The sequence below is a fragment of the Streptomyces sp. BR1 genome (assembly GCF_052373795.1).
Lineage (GTDB): Bacteria > Actinomycetota > Actinomycetes > Streptomycetales > Streptomycetaceae > Streptomyces.
Genome location: NZ_CM126252.1, coordinates 1,825,393 through 1,841,051, shown reverse-complemented (window position 1 = coordinate 1,841,051; position 15,659 = coordinate 1,825,393). Strand labels below are relative to the sequence as shown.

Genomic DNA, 15,659 nt, shown 5'->3' with positions numbered 1-15,659 from the left:
ATTCCATCCTGCTGATCACGGCGGTACGGGGGATCGCCCCGGCGAGCGGTTGTGGGGGACGGGTTTCCTCCCCGGCGCGGGGGAGTACGGGGTGAGGGCCTCCCCCGCGCGGGGGAGACTCAGGGCCCGGCCGTTGTCCCCGCCGCGATCAGCCCCGTCTCGTAGGCGCAGATCACCGCCTGGATACGGTCCCGCAGCCCCAACTTCGCCAGCACATTGCCGACATGGGTCTTCACGGTGTGCTCGGAGACGGTGAGCTCGGCCGCGATCTCGGCGTTGGACAGACCGCGCCCGAGCAGCACCAAGGTCTCGCGTTCGCGCGTGGTCAGGACGTCGAGCCGATCCGATGCCGGTGCGGGCGCGGCCGCCGGGCGGGAGGTGTACTCGGCGATGAGCCGTCGCGCCACGGAAGGCGCCACCAGCGACTCGCCGGCCGCCACCACCCGTACCGCGTGCACGAGATCGTCCCGCCGCACGTCCTTGAGCAGAAACCCGCTGGCCCCGGCGTGCAGCGCCGCGTACACGTACTCGTCCGAGTCGAAGGTCGTCAGCATGACGGTCCGGCAGGCGCTCTCGGCGCTGATGGCGCGGCATGCTTCGATGCCGTCGGTGCCGGGCATCCGGATGTCGAGCAGGGCGACGTCGGGGCGCAGACGGCGTACGGCGTCCACCGCGCCCGCCCCGTCGCCGACTTCGGCCACCACCTCGATGTCGTCCTGGACGCCCAGGATCAGGGCGAATCCGCTGCGGACGAGCTCCTGGTCGTCGGCGACGACTACACGGATCGTCACTCGTCACACCTCCGTTTTGATCAGGGGGCCTTTTGGCTGTCGGGTGTGGGGGAGTCTCGCCCGGACCTGGAACCCGCCGTCCGGGCCCGCGCCCGACCACGCCGTACCGCCGTGCGCGGCCGCGCGTTCGGTGATGCCGATGAGGCCGTGACCCGTGCCGGGACCGGAGGTGGCGCCGGGGCCGCATCCGTCGTCGGTGACCGTGATGGTCAAGTCGTCTTCTCCGTAAGCGAGTCGGACCTGGACGCGCTGCGCTCGCGCGTGCTTCACCGCGTTCGTCAGGGCCTCCTGGGTGATCCGGTACAGCGTCGTCTCCAGGTCCGGCGGCAGCGCCCGGGGCTCGCCCGTCGTCTCGTACGTGACGTCCGGGCCGCCCGACGCCACGCGGCCGATCAGCTCGGGCAGTTGCGCGAGGCCCGGCTGGGGGCGGCGCGGGGACTCGGGGGCCTCGCGCAGCACGCCCAGCATGCGCCGCAGCTGCACCATCGCGTCCCGGCCGGTCTCCGAGATCGCCTCGAACGCCGCCTCGGCCCGCTCGGGCGCGGCCCGTACCGCCAGCGGCCCTGCCTCCGCCTGCACGATCATGATGCTGACGGCGTGCGACAGGATGTCGTGCATCTCCCGGGCGATACGGGCCCGTTCACGCGCGGCGGCCTGCTCCGCCTCGATGCGGTTGGCCCGTTCCAGCTGCGCGGCCCGGTCCTCGACGGCCGCCGTGTACGCCTGGCGGGTGTGGGTGAGCCGGCCGAGCGCGTACGCCGCACCGAAGACGAAGAAGCTGAACAGCATCTCCCGCATGTCCTGGGTGTTGAGCGCGACCGACGGCGCGATCAGCGCCGCCGTCAGCGCCGCCATCCCCACCCGCTGCCTTGTGGGCGAGAGCGCGGCGACCGAGTAGAGCGCGATGAGACCGGAGTACGGCAGCGGCTGGCCCGGGCCGTCGAGGGTGAGCTTGTACAGCGAGGCAGCCGCCAGGATCGCCAGCATCACCCGCACCGGCGCCCGGCGCCGCCACACCAGCGGCAGCACCATCAGCGTGGTCATGCCGTAGTCCGCCGAGGTCGCCGGGCGCAGCCCGGTCGGGCGCTCGGTCAGGAACGGGATCGTCATCGCGGCCTGCACCAGCAGGGTCAGCCCGATGTCGACCACCCAGGGGTTCGCCGACCGCAGCCGTGCCGTCAGCCGTCCCTCGTCCCATCCGTATCCCCCGAACAATCCGTACCCCCCGTAAGGACCGCGCGCAGCGCGTCCACCCGATTCGTCGTGATCGAGTCCACGCCCCGCTCGACCAGCTTGCGCATGGTCCGCCGGGTGTCGGCGGTCCACACGGAGACCAGCATGCCGTCGCGGTGCACCCGCGCGGCCAGCTCCGAACTCATCAGCCCGAAGCGGTAGTTGAGCCACCGCGGCTTCACGGCCGCGATGAGCTCCGGGCGCGGCGGCGCCAAGGTCGTCCAGGTGAGGGCGATCTCGGCGGCCGGGTCGGCGGCGCGGACCTTCAGCATGGAGTTCGCGCTCGCGCAGTAATAGACCCGGTCGCCCGCCCCGCACTCCTGGACCGTGCCGACGACCGCGCGTACGCACGCCTCGCTCGCGCCCGGCAGATCGAGCATCACCCGGTGCGCGCCCGCTGCCATCAGGGCCGCGCGCAGGGTCGGGATCCCGCCCCTGGTCAGCTCGCGCACATCCTCGTACTGCAGGGAGGAGAGCGGGCGGTCGTGGCCCCACAGCCGCTGAAGCGTCTCGTCGTGCAGCAGCACGGGAACGCCGTCGCGGGTGAGACGGACATCGAGCTCGACCGCGTCCGCGCCGCGCTCGATCGCCGAGTGGATCGACGGGAGCGTGTTCTCGCGGACGCGGTACGGGTCGCCGCGGTGGGCCACGACAGTCACGGTGCGCATGGCCCCATTGTCGTCACGCGTTACGCGGCGGGCCACTTCGCCGTGTACTCGTCGATCTCGGCGGCGAGCTTCGCCTTGCCGGCCGCGTCCAGGAACGACGCCTCGACGGCGTTCTTGGCGAGGTCGGCCACGCCCCGCTCGTCCAGCTCCAGAAGGCGGGCGGCGACCGCGTACTCGTTGTTGAGGTCGCTGCCGAACATCGGCGGGTCGTCGCTGTTGATGGTGACGAGCACGCCCGCCTCGACCATCTCCTTGATGGGGTGCAGCTCGATGTCGGTGACGACGCGGGTCGCGAGGTTGGAGGTCGGGCAGACCTCCAGGGCGATCCGGTGGTCGGCGAGGTGCTTGAGGAGGTTCTGGTCCTGGGTGGCGCTGGTGCCGTGGCCGATGCGCTCGGCCCGCAGATCGTTCAGGGCGTCCCAGATGGACTGGGGTCCGGTGGACTCGCCCGAGTGCGGCACCGAGTGCAGCCCGGCCGCGATGGCCTGGTCGAAGAAGGGCTTGAACTGCGGGCGCGGTACGCCGATCTCGGGGCCGCCGAGACCGAAGGAGATCAGGCCCTCCGGGCGCAGACGGTCGGAGGTGGCGAGCCGGGTGGTCTCGGCGGCGGCCTCCGAACCGGCCTCGCCCGGGATGTCGAAGCACCAGCGCAGCACGGTGCCCAGCTCGCGCTCGGCCGCCTTGCGGGCGTCCTCGATCGCGTCCATGAAGGCGCGCTCGTCGATGCCCCGGCGGGTGGAGGAGAACGGGGTGATGGTCAGCTCGGCGTAGCGGATGTTCTGCCGGGCCATGTCCCGGGCGATCTCGTACGTGAGAAGCCGCACATCTTCCGGGGTGCGGATCAGGTCCACGACCGACAGATACACCTCGATGAAGTGCGCGAAGTCGGTGAAGGTGAAGTAGTCCGCGAGCGCCTCGGGATCGGTGGGGACCTTCGAGTCGGCGTGCCGGGCGGCGAGTTCGGAGACGATGCGGGGTGAGGCCGAGCCGACGTGGTGCACATGGAGCTCGGCCTTGGGCAGGCCCGCGATGAACGCGTGCAGGTCGGTCATGGTTTCCTCCGCAAGCTGGGGGCTTCGCTCTTCGGGGATCATGTTAGGCGGGGCGGATCCCGCGCTTCGCGCCGAGGGCGCGAGCTTTAGCATGTCGGAACCACGATGGGGGAGGCCCATGTCAGACCACCGCGATCAGTCGTCCCCGGGCCCCGAGCCCGTGGACCCGTGGGCACCGCCGGAGCACAAGGTTCCGCTGGACAAGCCGGGCCACGACCGGACGGTCACCGACCAGCCGCTGACCGGCCAGGGGCAGCCGGTGCACAACCAGCCGACGGTCACGTCGATGCCGGCGGCGCCCTCTGACGCGACGCCCGCGTCGGGCTTTGCCGCGCCCACGGCCCCGGCTGCTCCGGTCGGCGGCCAGGGGTGGGCCGGTCCCGTGCCGCCGCCCCCGACCGCGCCGGGCGGCCCCGGCCAGGCGGTCCCGGGCAGCTACGGCTACCCGGCGTACCCCGGCTACCCGGACTATCCCGGATACAGCTACGGGCACCCCGGCTGGACCGGTATGGGCGCCCCGCTGAACGGCTTCGGCACCACCGCGATGGTCCTCGGCATCCTCTCCATCGTCCTGTTCTGCCTCTGGGGCCTCGGCATCATCCTGGGCATCCTCGCCCTGATCTTCGGCTTCCTGGGCCGGGGCCGGGCGAAGCGCGGCCAGTCCACCAACGGCGGCCAGTCCCTGGCCGGAATCATCCTGGGCGCGGTCGGCATCGCGGTCAGCGCGGTCTTCCTGGGCCTGGTGATCTGGGCGGTGACCCACCACGACGACACGTCCGACGACACCTCGACGTCCGACGACCCGTTCGCGACGTCGCTGGTGGTGGACGAGGGGGTCTAGGACGCCGGGCCCCCGGGCGCCTTTACGGTCCCGGGTTCCTTTAAGGGGCGCGGGGCTGTGACATTTGCGGCTCCGCCGCGTGGGCGCGATCAGCCCAAGACGGCCCGCAGTCGAAGAACGGCACCTTCCGCGCGACTAAGCGCCCCGCAGGATCTCCCGCGCGTCCATCAGGGCGAAGCCCAGCAGGTTCAGCCCGCGCCAGCGCGAGGGGTCGTCCGCCTCGGGCGCGTCGGCCGCAAGCCCAATGCCCCATATCCGGTCCAGCGGGCTGGCTTCCACCAGCACGCGGTCCCCGGTGGCCAGCAGATACCCCCGAAGCGCCGGGTCCGACCCGAACTTGTGGACGCTCCCCGTCACCACGATCCCGTACCGCTCCCGCGACCACACCGCGTCGTCGAAGCCCTGGACCAGCCGTCCGGCCTTCTTGGCGGCGGCGGGGGAGGTGGCCGAGAGCACCGCCCGCTCGGCAGCCGCGTCGCCGAACAGCCGCGCCTTGGACGCCATCATCCAGTGCTCCGCCGTCGTGTACTCGACACCGTCCACGGTGAACGCCGACGGCCACCACTGGCTGAAACAGCTGGGTCCCAGGCTCCCGTCCCGCTGGGGCGTGTGACCCCAGAAGTGCAAGAACTTGACCCTCTCACCATCCTTGACCTGCGCGATCAAATTGTCGATCTTCTCCATGCACGCGAGTCTGCCAGCCGCCACTGACATTCCGTACGGGTATTTACAGCCGGACGCGACACATGGTCGACAGATTCCGTCGCGTAACCAAAAGGCAACAACGGAATCACTTGTTGGTCAGATGCCGCTCTGTCAGGATCGGCACTCAAATCGAGCTGGAGCTACGGAGACCGTGAGCGAGATGGGCAACAGCAGCAGCGGCGACAGCAGCAGCGAGCGCGCCGGACGCTTCCCGGCGCAGGACCGTTTCGAGGCCGGTGCGCAGTACATCGGCGGGCGCCTGCGGCCGGGCACCTCCGGGCGCAAGCAGGAGGTCGTGAACCCGGCGACCGGCGAGACGGTGTACACGTACGAACTGGCGGGCACCGCCGATGTGGACGCGGCCGTGGCCGCCGCCAAGGAGGCGTTCCCGGGCTGGTCGGGCGCGACCCCGGCCGAGCGCTCGGACGCGCTGCACCGCTTCGCGGCCGTACTGGCCGAGCGCGCCGAGGAGTTCGCGCAGGCCGAGTCGTTGCAGTGCGGCAAGCCGGTCAAGCTGAGCCGGGAGTTCGACGTCCCGGGCACGATCGACAACACCGCCTTCTTCGCGGGAGCCGCCCGCCACCTCCAGGGGCAGTCGGCGGGCGAGTACTCCGGCGACCACACCTCGTACGTACGCCGTGAGGCCATCGGTGTCGTCGGGTCCATCGCACCCTGGAACTACCCGCTGCAGATGGCCGCGTGGAAGGTGCTCCCGGCGATCGCGGCCGGGAACACCATCGTCCTCAAGCCCGCCGAGATCACCCCGCTGACCTCGCTGCTCTTCGCCGAGGCCGCGACCGCCGCCGGGATCCCGGACGGCGTCGTCAACATCGTCTCGGGCGCCGGGCGGGACGCGGGTGAGCATCTGGTCGGGCACCCCGACGTCGTGATGACCTCGTTCACCGGTTCCACCCCGGTCGGCAAGCGGGTCGCCGAGATCGCCACCGCCACGGTCAAGCGCCTGCACCTGGAACTCGGCGGCAAGGCCCCCTTCGTCGTCTTCGACGACGCGGACCTCGAAGCCGCCGTCCACGGCGCGGTCGCCGCCTCCCTCATCAACTCGGGCCAGGACTGCACCGCCGCCACGCGCGTGTACGTCCAGCGGCCGCTCTACGACGCGTTCGTCGCCGGAGTCGCGGACCTCTTCGCGACCGTCCGCGTCGGCGACCCGTTCGATCCGGCGACCGACCTCGGCCCGCTCATCAGCCATGTCCACCGTGATCGGGTCGCCGGTTTCGTCGACCGTGCCCGCGCCTACGCGCGCGTGGTCACCGGCGGCGCGGCGCCCGACCACGACGGCGCCTTCTATCTTCCGACGCTCATCGCGGACGCCGCCCAGGACAGCGAGGTCGTCCAGTCCGAGATCTTCGGGCCGGTCCTGGTCGTGCTGCCCTTCGACTCCGACGACGAGGGCATCGCGCTCGCCAACGACACCCCGTACGGCCTGGCCGCCTCCGCCTGGAGCCGGGACGTCTACCGGGCGGGCCGGGCGACGCGGGAGATCAAGGCGGGCTGCGTCTGGGTCAACGACCACATTCCGATCATCAGCGAGATGCCGCACGGCGGCTTCAAGGCGAGCGGCTTCGGAAAGGACATGTCGGCCTACTCCTTCGAGGAGTACACGCAGGTCAAGCATGTGATGTACGACAACACCGCGGTGGCGGCCAAGGACTGGCACCGCACGATCTTCGGGGACCGATAACTATCCGCTTGCGGCTCCGCCGCGTGCCGGGCGCCCGACCAGCGGCCGGCACCTCCACCCGGAAGGGCATACAGCGCATGGAGCAGTACGAGCCGGACCGCCTCTCCGCGGCCCAGGCGGCCGCCATACGGCGCACGCTGACCAGCGGCCGGGGCGCGCTCACCCGCCGTTCGGTGCTGCGCGCCACCGGATTCGGCGCGCTCACCGTGGGCTCGCTGGCGGGGCTCACCGCCTGCGGCATCCCGGCGGCCAAGCGGTCGGACGGCACGGCCGCGGCGTCGAACGACCACTCGGCCAGCGAGAAGGAGATCAACTTCTCCAACTGGACCGAGTACATGGATGTCAGCGACGACAAGAAGCACCGGCCGACGCTGGAGGCGTTCACCAAGCGCACCGGGATCCAGGTCAAGTACACCGAGGACATCAACGACAACGTCGAGTTCTTCGGCAAGATCAAGCCGCAGCTCGCGGCCGGCCAGGACATCGGCCGCGACCTCATCGTGCTCACCGACTGGCTGGCCGGGCGGCTCATCCGGCTCGGCTGGGCGCAGAAGCTCGACGCGACGCTGCTGCCGCACGCCTACGCCAACCTCTCCGCCGCCTTCCGCAGCCCCGACTGGGACCCGGGCCGGGCGTACTCGTATCCCTGGACCGGCATCCCCACCGTCATCGCGTACAACTCCAAGGCGACCGGCGGCAAGACGGTCGACTCCATCACGCAGCTGCTCGACGACCCGACGCTGAAGGGCCGGGTGGGCTTCCTCACCGAGATGCGCGACACGGTCGGGATGACCCTGCTCGACATGGGCAAGGACCCGGCGAACTTCACCGACGCGGACTTCGACGCGGCGATCGGGCGGCTCCAGAAGGGCGTCGACAAGAAGCAGATCCGGCGCTTCACCGGCAACGACTACACCGGCGACCTGGACAAGGGCGACCTCGCCGCGTGCGTGGCGTGGGGCGGCGACATCACCCAGCTCCGGTCCGACAACCCGGACATCAAGTACGCGGTCCCGGCGGCCGGTTACATGCTCTCCAGCGACAACCTGCTCATCCCCGCGAAGGCCCGCCACCAGGCCAACGCCGAGCGGCTGATCGACTACTACTACGAGCCGCCGGTCGCGGCCAAGCTCGCCGCGTTCATCAACTACGTCTGCCCCGTGGACGGTGTGCGCGACGAGCTGGCGAAGATCGATCCGAAGCTGGCGGAGAACACGCTGATCCTCCCCGACAAGGCCATGACCGCCAAGGCCCGCTCCTTCCGCTCGCTGAGCAGCGCCGAGGAGACCTCGTACGAGCAGAAGTTCGCCAAGCTCATCGGCGCGTGACAGCGGCGCCCGCGCCCCACCCCCTCCCCTCAGCCCTCACCACCCCTGGGATCGCAACCCATGACTGACGACAAGAACGACGGCGGCGACGTCCGCCTCACCGGGATCAGCAAGACGTACGGCTCGTTCACCGCCGTCCATCCGCTCGAACTGACCGTCCCGCAGGGCTCGTTCTTCGCCCTGCTCGGCGCCTCCGGATGCGGCAAGACCACCACCCTGCGCATGATCGCCGGACTGGAGGAGCCCACCACCGGGACCGTCTTCCTCGGCGACAAGGACGTCACCGATCTGCCGCCGTACAAGCGGCCGGTGAACACCGTCTTCCAGTCGTACGCGCTCTTCCCGCACCTCGACGTCAGCGAGAACATCGCCTTCGGGCTGCGCCGGCGGGGCATCAAGTCGGTGAAGAAGCAGGTCGACGACATGCTGGAGCTCGTCCAGCTCGGCGACTTCGCCAAGCGCAAGCCGCACCAGCTCTCCGGCGGCCAGCAGCAGCGCGTGGCGGTCGCCCGCGCGCTCATCAACCACCCCCAGGTGCTGCTCCTGGACGAACCGCTGGGCGCCCTCGACCTCAAGCTGCGCCGCCAGATGCAGCTGGAGCTCAAGCGCATCCAGACCGAGGTCGGCATCACCTTCATCCATGTCACCCACGACCAGGAGGAGGCCATGACCATGGCCGACACGGTCGCGGTGATGAACGGCGGACGCGTCGAGCAACTGGGCGCCCCCGCCGACCTCTACGAGAACCCGAAGACCACGTTCGTGGCGAACTTCCTCGGCACCTCCAACCTCATCGAGGCCGAGGTCGTCGCCAAGAGCGGCGAGGACGTCGTGGTGACGGCGGGCGGCGCCAAGCTGACGCTGCCCGGCGGGCGATGTCCGGCCCCCGCCACCGACGGCGGCAAGATCCTCGTCGGGGTGCGCCCCGAGAAGATCTCGCTGGCCCACCGCGACGACGAGTCCTCGATAGCGGACGGCCGCAACCGCGTCCCGGGCACGATCGTCGACTCCTCCTTCATCGGCGTCTCCACGCAGTACGTCATCGACTCACCGGCGGGGGCGGGCCTCGCCGTCTACGAGCAAAACGTCGAGAGGCGCGCGGGACTCGTTCCCGGCGCCGAGGTCGTCCTGCACTGGAACCCGGCGCACACCTTCGGCCTGGACGCGGCGCAGGCGATCGACGCGGGCGTGGAGAAAGTCGAGGACGCCGCGTGAGCGCCCTGACCGAGGCGCCCCCGGCCGCCGACCTCCCCGTACGCAAGGCGTCGGCGCGCAAGCGCCTGGTGCCCTACTGGCTGCTGCTGCCCGGCATCCTCTGGCTGATCGTCTTCTTCGCGCTGCCGATGGTCTACCAGGCCTCCACCTCGGTGCAGACCGGCTCCCTGGAGAAGGGCTTCCAGGTCACCTGGCACTTCCAGACGTACTGGGACGCCTTCAAGGAGTACTACCCGCAGTTCGTGCGCTCCCTGCTGTACGCGGGCACCGCGACCCTGCTGTGTCTGCTGCTGGGGTATCCGCTCGCGTATCTGATCGCCTTCAAGGCGGGCCGCTGGCGCAATGTGATCCTGGTGCTCGTCATCGCGCCGTTCTTCACCAGCTTCCTGATCCGCACCCTCGCCTGGAAGACGATCCTCGCGGACGGGGGGCCGGTGGTGCACGCGCTCAACACGCTGCATGTGCTCGACGTGACGAACTGGCTGGGCTGGACCGAGGGCAACCGCGTGCTCGCCACGCCCATGGCGGTGGTCTGCGGACTCACGTACAACTTCCTGCCGTTCATGATCCTGCCGCTCTACACCTCGCTCGAACGCATCGACCCGAGGCTGCACGAGGCGGCCGGCGATCTGTACGCGACCCCCGCGACCACCTTCCGCAAGGTGACGTTCCCGCTCTCCATGCCGGGTGTCGTCTCGGGCACGCTGCTCACCTTCATCCCGGCGAGCGGCGACTACGTGAACGCCGAACTGCTCGGCTCCACCGACCAGAAGATGGTCGGCAACGTCATCCAGTCGCAGTTCCTGCGGGTCCTCGACTATCCGACGGCCGCCGCCCTCTCCTTCATCCTGATGGCGATCGTCCTGGTGATGGTCACCGTCTACATCCGCCGAGCCGGGACGGAGGACCTGGTCTGATGCGCTGGCTCCGACGCAATGTGATCGTGATCGCGGGACTGCTGACCCTGGCGTATCTGATCCTGCCGAACGTCGTCGTGATGGTGTTCTCGTTCAACAAGCCGAACGGGCGCTTCAACTACTCCTGGACGCGGTTCTCCACCGACGCCTGGAAGGACCCCTGCGGCGTCGCCGACATGTGCGGCTCGCTCTCGCTCTCGCTGCAGATCGCGACCTGGGCGACGGTCGGCGCGACCGTGCTCGGCACGATGATCGCCTTCGCGCTGGTCCGCTACCGGTTCCGGGCGCGCGGCGCGATCAACTCGCTGATCTTCCTGCCGATGGCGATGCCCGAGGTCGTCATGGCCGCATCGCTCCTGACGCTCTTCCTCAACCTGGGCGCGCAGCTCGGCTTCTGGACCATCCTCATCGCGCACATCATGTTCTGCCTGAGCTTCGTGGTGACGGCGGTCAAGGCGCGCGTGATGTCGATGGACCCGCGCTTGGAGGAGGCCGCGCGCGACCTGTACGCGGGACCGGTCCAGACGTTCGTCCGGGTCACCCTGCCGATCGCCGCCCCCGGAATCGTCGCGGGCGCGCTGCTCGCCTTCGCGCTCTCCTTCGACGATTTCATCATCACCAATTTCAACGCGGGCTCCACCGTGACGTTTCCCATGTTCGTCTGGGGATCCGCACAGCGGGGCACGCCCGTTCAGATCAATGTCATCGGTACGGCGATGTTCGTCATCGCCGTGGTGGTGGTCGTCGCCGGCCAGCTCGTCGCCAACCGGCGCAACAAAGGTGCCAAAGCCTAAGCAATAACTGCCGAGCCCTTCGAGGGAGTTGGAAATCATGGCCGCAACCCGAGCCATGAGCAGTGCCGCAGCCCGATCACTGACGGACGCCCAGCCCGTCCCCTTCTGGCTGGAGGACCCGGGCAGGCCCGGTGCCCACCCCGCGCTCGCGGGCGACGAGCGGTGCGATCTGCTCGTCGTCGGCGGCGGCTACAGCGGACTGTGGACCGCGCTCCTGGCCAAGGAGCGCGACCCCCAGCGCGATGTCGTGCTCATCGAGGGCAAGGAGATCGGCTGGGCCGCCTCCGGCCGCAACGGCGGCTTCTGCGCCGCCTCCCTCACCCACGGCCTCGGCAACGGCCTGGCCCGCTGGCCCGACGAGATGCCCACCCTCGAACGGCTCGGCGCGGCCAACCTCGACGCCATCGAGGCGGCCGTCGCCCGCTACGCACTGGACTGCGACTTCGAGCGCACCGGCGAGATCGACGTGGCCACCGAGCCGCACCAGATGGACGAGCTCCACGAGATGTACGAGGAGGCGGTCGGGCTCGGCTTCGAGGGGCTCGAACTCCTGGACCGGGACGCGATGCGGGCCGAGGTCCACTCGCCGACCTTCCTCGGCGGCCTCTGGGACCGGCGCGGCGTCGCCATGCTCCACCCCGCCAAGCTCGCCTGGGGCCTCAAGCGCGCCTGTCTGGAACTGGGCGTACGGATCTATGAACACACCCCCGGCCTCGACCTGGTGACGGCGGGCCCGGGCATGGCGGTGCGCACCCCGTACGGACGCATCCGCGCCCGCCACGTGGCGCTCGGCACCAATGTGTTCCCGTCCCTGGTCAAGCGGGTGCGCGCGTACACCGTGCCGGTCTACGACTACGCGCTGATGACCGAGCCGCTCAACGCCGAGCAGTTGGCGTCGATCGGCTGGAAGAACCGGCAGGGCCTGGGCGACTCGGCCAACCAGTTCCACTACTTCCGGATCACCGACGACCACCGCATCCTGTGGGGCGGCTACGACGCGGTGTACAAGTACGGCGGGAAGGTGCGGGCCGAGTACGACGACCGCCCGGCGACCTACCTCAAGCTGGCCGAGCACTTCTTCGACTGCTTCCCGCAGTTGGAAGGGCTGCGTTTCAGCCACACCTGGGGCGGCGCGATCGACACCTGCTCGCGCTTCTCGGCCTTCTTCGGCACGGCCCACGGCGGCAGGGTCGCCTACGCCGCCGGATACACCGGCCTCGGCGTCGGCTCGACCCGCTTCGGCGCGGACGTGATGCTCGACCTGCTCTCGGGCGAGCGCACCGAACGCACGGAGCTGGAGATGGTCCGCAAAAAACCCCTCCCGTTCCCGCCCGAGCCGGTGGCCTGGGCAGGCATCGGCATCACGAAGTGGGCCTTGGCGAGGGCGGACGCGAACGGAGGCAGGCGCAACTTGTGGCTGAAGGCGATGGACAGGGCGGGGCTGGGCTTCGACAGTTGATCTATTGATCGCCCTGGGGAGGCGCCCCGTAAGGGGCGCGGGGAACTGCGCGACCAGCCCCCACGGTCCGCAGCCAAAAGTCCCCGCACCCCGCGGAGCGCCCGGCGCACAACCGGCGGATCATGACGCGCCCCAATTCACTACCAACAAGTAGCGAAACCCGCGTCATAGCCGGGCCACACCCCCCTCTCCACCCGTGACAGCAACCGCACTCACGGAAGGAGCCCGGGTGATGAGCGCAGCCAAGACGGCAGTGGAGTGGCTGGCATCCGTCGCGCCGGATCCCGACGCCTGCCGGTGGGAGTGGGAGCGCAACCCCCTCGGGGTCGCTCTCCTCCCCGCCGGCAGGCGCTGGGACGTACTGATCCTGCCGGGCGAGCTGGGGCACCCCACGCTCGACGTACTGACCCGGCTCATCGACCGCCCCGGGCCCGTGCTCGCCGACTTCGGCGACGCGCGCCTGGGGTTCTTCGTGCCGCCGGGCACGGCCGCGCGCTGGCTCGGCACGGGGGTGCGCGGGGCCGGTCAGGGCACCTGGATCGTGGTGCCGTACCCGGGCCGGGTCTCCGGCGGCGTGCGCTGGCTGATCCCGCCGGACGGCTCGGGCAACCTCACCGACCCGACGCTGCTCGAACTCGCGATGCACGAGGCCGCGGCCCGTATCGCCCGGGAGGACCGGGACTGAATCACCTCACCGCGGCCCTCGTCGAACGTCGACGCATACCCAGGGAGCCGACGATCAGCAGCACCCCGCACAGGCAGCCGCTCGCCAGCACGTCCAGCGGCCAGTGGTAGCCGTGCAGCACCAGACCGATGCCCGTCGCCACCGTGAGCACCCCGGCGACGACGGGCGGCACCCATCGTCTGCGTACGTACGAGGTGAGGAGCAGCGCCGAGGCGCCGTACGCCACCATCGCGGTGGCCGTGTGGCCCGACGGGTAGTAACCGGTGTCCGTTGTCAGCGGTCCCGCGCGGTCGGTCCACGTCTTCAGCGGGACGATCAGGGCGGGCACCACCGCCATCGTCAGCGCCGCGATCAGCGCGGTCGCCCGGGCGCCGCGCCACAGCGCGTATCCGAGGGCGAGCGCGAGCACCGGCAGCGCGACGGGCATGCTGCCGAGGTCGGCGAGGACCTGCGCCGGCGGCTGGGGGCCGCGGCCCGCGAGGTGATGGTCGACGCGCTCGTCGAGGCGGCGCAGCGGACCGTCGGCGACGACCTGCCAGGTGATCACCGCGAACAGGGCGGTGAGGACCGCGAGCGCGGAAAAGAGGAAAGCTGGCCGTCCCGGAACAGGGGGGGAGGTTCCGGGACGGCCGGTTCGACCGGTGTGCCGTGCGCCCCGGGGGGTGTGGGGCGTACGGCCGTCCGATCGGTGAGGAGTTCCGGAGCCGGAGGCTCCAGCGGTGTGCGCGAGGGCACGACCAGAACGAGGCTGGGGATGCGCCGCCCTGGAGCCGCCCGCAGTTTCCTGCGGGCGAGGTGTTTCTCTCATCTGCAGAAACCGTACGGCAGTGAGCGGGGGACCGACAGGCGGCACTCCATCCCGCCATCGCCCCCGCACACCTTCTTCACAGGCCGTGGTCACGGCTCCGGTCAGCGCGTCCTCAGATCATGCTCACAGCGTGGAAAAGGCCTGCTCGATGATGTCGAGACCCTCGTTGAGCAGGTCCTCGCCGATGACCAGCGGCGGCAGGAAACGCAGCACGTTGCCGTAGGTGCCACAGGTCAGGACCAGCAGGCCCTCCGCGTGGCAGGCCTTGGCCAGCGCGCCGGCGGCGGCCGCGTTCGGCTTCTTGCCGTCCCGGTCCTCGACGAGCTCGATGGCGATCATGGCGCCGCGGCCGCGGATGTCGCCGATGATGTCGAACTTCTCGGCCATGGCGGCGAGGCGGCCCTTCATGACCTCCTCGATGCGCTTGGCCTTGCCGTTGAGGTCCAGCTCGCGCATGGTCTCGATCGCGCCCAGCGCACCCGCGCAGGCCACCGGGTTGCCGCCGTAGGTGCCACCGAGGCCGCCCGCGTGCGCGGCGTCCATGATCTCGGCGCGGCCGGTCACGGCGGAGAGCGGCAGACCGCCCGCGATGCCCTTGGCGGTGGTGATCAGGTCCGGGACGATGCCCTCGTCCTCGCACGCGAACCACTGGCCGGTGCGGCAGAAGCCGGACTGGATCTCGTCCGCGACGAAGACGATGCCGTTGTCCTTGGCGAACTGGGCGATCGCGGGCAGGAAGCCCTTGGCCGGCTCGATGAAGCCGCCCTCGCCCAGCACCGGCTCGATGATGATCGCGGCGACGTTGTCGGCGCCGATCTGCTTGCTGATCATGTCGATGGCCTGCGCGGACGCCTCGGCGCCGGCGTTCTCGGCACCGGTCGGCCAGCGGTAGCCGTAGGCGACCGGGACACGGTAGACCTCGGGCGCGAACGGGCCGAAGCCGTTCTTGTACGGCATGTTCTTGGCGGTCAGCGCCATCGTCAGGTTCGTACGGCCGTGGTAGCCGTGGTCGAAGACGACGACGGCCTGGCGCTTGGTGTACGCACGGGCGATCTTGACCGCGTTCTCGACGGCCTCGGCGCCGCTGTTGAACAGCGCGGACTTCTTGGCGTGGTCGCCCGGGGTCAGCTCGGCGAGCTGCTCGCAGACCTCTACGTAACCCTCGTACGGGGTGACCATGAAGCAGGTGTGGGTGAAGTCCGCGAGCTGGGCGGCGGCGCGGCGCACGACGGCCTCGGCGGAGGCGCCGACGCTGGTCACGGCGATGCCGGAGCCGAAGTCGATCAGGCGGTTGCCGTCGACGTCCTCGATGATGCCGCCGCCCGCGCGCGCGGTGAAGACGGGCAGCACGGAGCCCACGCCGCCGGCCACCGTCTCCAGGCGGCGGGCCTGCAGCTCCTGCGACTTCGGGCCGGGGATGGCGGTGACGATGCGGCGCTCCTGCGGGATGGTGCTCATGAG

15 protein-coding genes are annotated in these 15,659 nt (G+C 70.3%); 8 read left to right on the top strand and 7 right to left on the bottom strand.

Annotation, left to right across the window (positions count from 1 at the left end):
* Nucleotides 1-119: 119 nt before the first annotated feature.
* The 4 genes from ACT1U9_RS07550 to ACT1U9_RS07535 are packed head-to-tail and all read right to left on the bottom strand — an operon-like array spanning nucleotide 120 to nucleotide 3,744.
* Nucleotides 120-791 (bottom strand): response regulator, encoded by a 672-nt coding sequence (locus ACT1U9_RS07550; RefSeq protein ID WP_444537597.1) that lies wholly within the window; start codon nucleotides 789-791, stop codon nucleotides 120-122.
* 3 nt (nucleotides 792-794) lie between these two features.
* Nucleotides 795-2,006 (bottom strand): sensor histidine kinase, encoded by a 1,212-nt coding sequence (locus tag ACT1U9_RS07545; protein WP_444537596.1) that lies wholly within the window; start codon nucleotides 2,004-2,006, stop codon nucleotides 795-797.
* Nucleotides 1,970-2,692, bottom strand: a complete 723-nt coding sequence (locus ACT1U9_RS07540; RefSeq protein ID WP_444537595.1) for a glycerophosphodiester phosphodiesterase — start codon at nucleotides 2,690-2,692, stop codon at nucleotides 1,970-1,972. Before ACT1U9_RS07540 ends, ACT1U9_RS07545 begins: the two co-directional genes overlap by 37 nt.
* Nucleotides 2,693-2,712: 20 nt before the next feature.
* Nucleotides 2,713-3,744, bottom strand: a complete 1,032-nt coding sequence (locus tag ACT1U9_RS07535) for an adenosine deaminase (protein WP_444537594.1) — start codon at nucleotides 3,742-3,744, stop codon at nucleotides 2,713-2,715.
* A 118-nt stretch (nucleotides 3,745-3,862) separates the two neighbouring features.
* Between ACT1U9_RS07535 and ACT1U9_RS07530 the strand changes: the two genes are divergently transcribed.
* Nucleotides 3,863-4,585 (top strand): DUF4190 domain-containing protein, encoded by a 723-nt coding sequence (locus ACT1U9_RS07530; RefSeq protein WP_444537593.1) that lies wholly within the window; start codon nucleotides 3,863-3,865, stop codon nucleotides 4,583-4,585.
* A gap of 135 nt (nucleotides 4,586-4,720) precedes the next feature.
* Here the strand turns inward: ACT1U9_RS07530 and ACT1U9_RS07525 are convergent, their stop codons facing one another.
* The gene (locus ACT1U9_RS07525) at nucleotides 4,721-5,269 is read right to left on the bottom strand and encodes an NADAR family protein (protein ID WP_444537592.1); all 549 of its coding nucleotides are present in this window, start codon (nucleotides 5,267-5,269) and stop codon (nucleotides 4,721-4,723) included.
* A gap of 181 nt (nucleotides 5,270-5,450) precedes the next feature.
* Between ACT1U9_RS07525 and ACT1U9_RS07520 the strand changes: the two genes are divergently transcribed.
* From ACT1U9_RS07520 to ACT1U9_RS07490, 7 genes are all read left to right on the top strand, one after another.
* Nucleotides 5,451-6,992 carry a gamma-aminobutyraldehyde dehydrogenase gene (locus ACT1U9_RS07520; RefSeq protein ID WP_444539031.1) on the top strand — a complete coding sequence of 514 codons (1,542 nt, stop codon included), beginning with the start codon at nucleotides 5,451-5,453 and terminating at the stop codon, nucleotides 6,990-6,992.
* Between the two features lie 77 nt (nucleotides 6,993-7,069).
* Nucleotides 7,070-8,320 carry a polyamine ABC transporter substrate-binding protein gene (locus ACT1U9_RS07515; RefSeq protein WP_444537591.1) on the top strand — a complete coding sequence of 417 codons (1,251 nt, stop codon included), beginning with the start codon at nucleotides 7,070-7,072 and terminating at the stop codon, nucleotides 8,318-8,320.
* Between the two features lie 60 nt (nucleotides 8,321-8,380).
* Nucleotides 8,381-9,535 carry an ABC transporter ATP-binding protein gene (locus ACT1U9_RS07510; protein ID WP_444537590.1) on the top strand — a complete coding sequence of 385 codons (1,155 nt, stop codon included), beginning with the start codon at nucleotides 8,381-8,383 and terminating at the stop codon, nucleotides 9,533-9,535.
* Complete coding sequence (locus ACT1U9_RS07505) at nucleotides 9,532-10,452, top strand: ABC transporter permease (RefSeq protein ID WP_444537589.1); 921 nt, start codon at nucleotides 9,532-9,534, stop codon at nucleotides 10,450-10,452. Before ACT1U9_RS07510 ends, ACT1U9_RS07505 begins: the two co-directional genes overlap by 4 nt.
* Nucleotides 10,452-11,246 carry an ABC transporter permease gene (locus ACT1U9_RS07500; protein WP_444537588.1) on the top strand — a complete coding sequence of 265 codons (795 nt, stop codon included), beginning with the start codon at nucleotides 10,452-10,454 and terminating at the stop codon, nucleotides 11,244-11,246. Before ACT1U9_RS07505 ends, ACT1U9_RS07500 begins: the two co-directional genes overlap by 1 nt.
* A 37-nt stretch (nucleotides 11,247-11,283) precedes the next feature.
* Nucleotides 11,284-12,705 carry an NAD(P)/FAD-dependent oxidoreductase gene (locus tag ACT1U9_RS07495; RefSeq protein ID WP_444537587.1) on the top strand — a complete coding sequence of 474 codons (1,422 nt, stop codon included), beginning with the start codon at nucleotides 11,284-11,286 and terminating at the stop codon, nucleotides 12,703-12,705.
* A gap of 232 nt (nucleotides 12,706-12,937) precedes the next feature.
* Nucleotides 12,938-13,390, top strand: coding sequence for a hypothetical protein (locus ACT1U9_RS07490; protein ID WP_444537586.1), 453 nt, complete (start codon nucleotides 12,938-12,940; stop codon nucleotides 13,388-13,390).
* Between the two features lies 1 nt (nucleotide 13,391).
* On the opposite strand, the gene ACT1U9_RS07485 is transcribed toward ACT1U9_RS07490, so the two are convergent.
* Both ACT1U9_RS07485 and gabT read right to left on the bottom strand, forming a co-directional pair.
* Nucleotides 13,392-14,198 (bottom strand): phosphatase PAP2 family protein, encoded by an 807-nt coding sequence (locus ACT1U9_RS07485; RefSeq protein WP_444537585.1) that lies wholly within the window; start codon nucleotides 14,196-14,198, stop codon nucleotides 13,392-13,394.
* A 123-nt stretch (nucleotides 14,199-14,321) separates the two neighbouring features.
* Nucleotides 14,322-15,656, bottom strand: coding sequence for a 4-aminobutyrate--2-oxoglutarate transaminase (gabT, locus tag ACT1U9_RS07480; RefSeq protein WP_444537584.1), 1,335 nt, complete (start codon nucleotides 15,654-15,656; stop codon nucleotides 14,322-14,324).
* Nucleotides 15,657-15,659: the final 3 nt, after the last annotated feature.

What these genes read in the sequence shown, in the direction of transcription:
- ACT1U9_RS07540 (WP_444537595.1), bottom strand. Translation starts at nt 2,692, where the DNA reads ATGCGCACCGTGACTGTCGTGGCCCACCGCGGCGACCCGTACCGCGTC.
- ACT1U9_RS07535 (WP_444537594.1), bottom strand. Translation starts at nt 3,744, where the DNA reads ATGACCGACCTGCACGCGTTCATCGCGGGCCTGCCCAAGGCCGAGCTC.
- ACT1U9_RS07530 (WP_444537593.1), top strand. Translation starts at nt 3,863, where the DNA reads ATGTCAGACCACCGCGATCAGTCGTCCCCGGGCCCCGAGCCCGTGGAC.
- ACT1U9_RS07525 (WP_444537592.1), bottom strand. Translation starts at nt 5,269, where the DNA reads ATGGAGAAGATCGACAATTTGATCGCGCAGGTCAAGGATGGTGAGAGG.
- ACT1U9_RS07520 (WP_444539031.1), top strand. Translation starts at nt 5,451, where the DNA reads ATGGGCAACAGCAGCAGCGGCGACAGCAGCAGCGAGCGCGCCGGACGC.
- ACT1U9_RS07515 (WP_444537591.1), top strand. Translation starts at nt 7,070, where the DNA reads ATGGAGCAGTACGAGCCGGACCGCCTCTCCGCGGCCCAGGCGGCCGCC.
- ACT1U9_RS07510 (WP_444537590.1), top strand. Translation starts at nt 8,381, where the DNA reads ATGACTGACGACAAGAACGACGGCGGCGACGTCCGCCTCACCGGGATC.
- ACT1U9_RS07500 (WP_444537588.1), top strand. Translation starts at nt 10,452, where the DNA reads ATGCGCTGGCTCCGACGCAATGTGATCGTGATCGCGGGACTGCTGACC.
- ACT1U9_RS07495 (WP_444537587.1), top strand. Translation starts at nt 11,284, where the DNA reads ATGGCCGCAACCCGAGCCATGAGCAGTGCCGCAGCCCGATCACTGACG.
- ACT1U9_RS07490 (WP_444537586.1), top strand. Translation starts at nt 12,938, where the DNA reads ATGAGCGCAGCCAAGACGGCAGTGGAGTGGCTGGCATCCGTCGCGCCG.
- ACT1U9_RS07485 (WP_444537585.1), bottom strand. Translation starts at nt 14,198, where the DNA reads ATGAGAGAAACACCTCGCCCGCAGGAAACTGCGGGCGGCTCCAGGGCG.
- gabT (WP_444537584.1), bottom strand. Translation starts at nt 15,656, where the DNA reads ATGAGCACCATCCCGCAGGAGCGCCGCATCGTCACCGCCATCCCCGGC.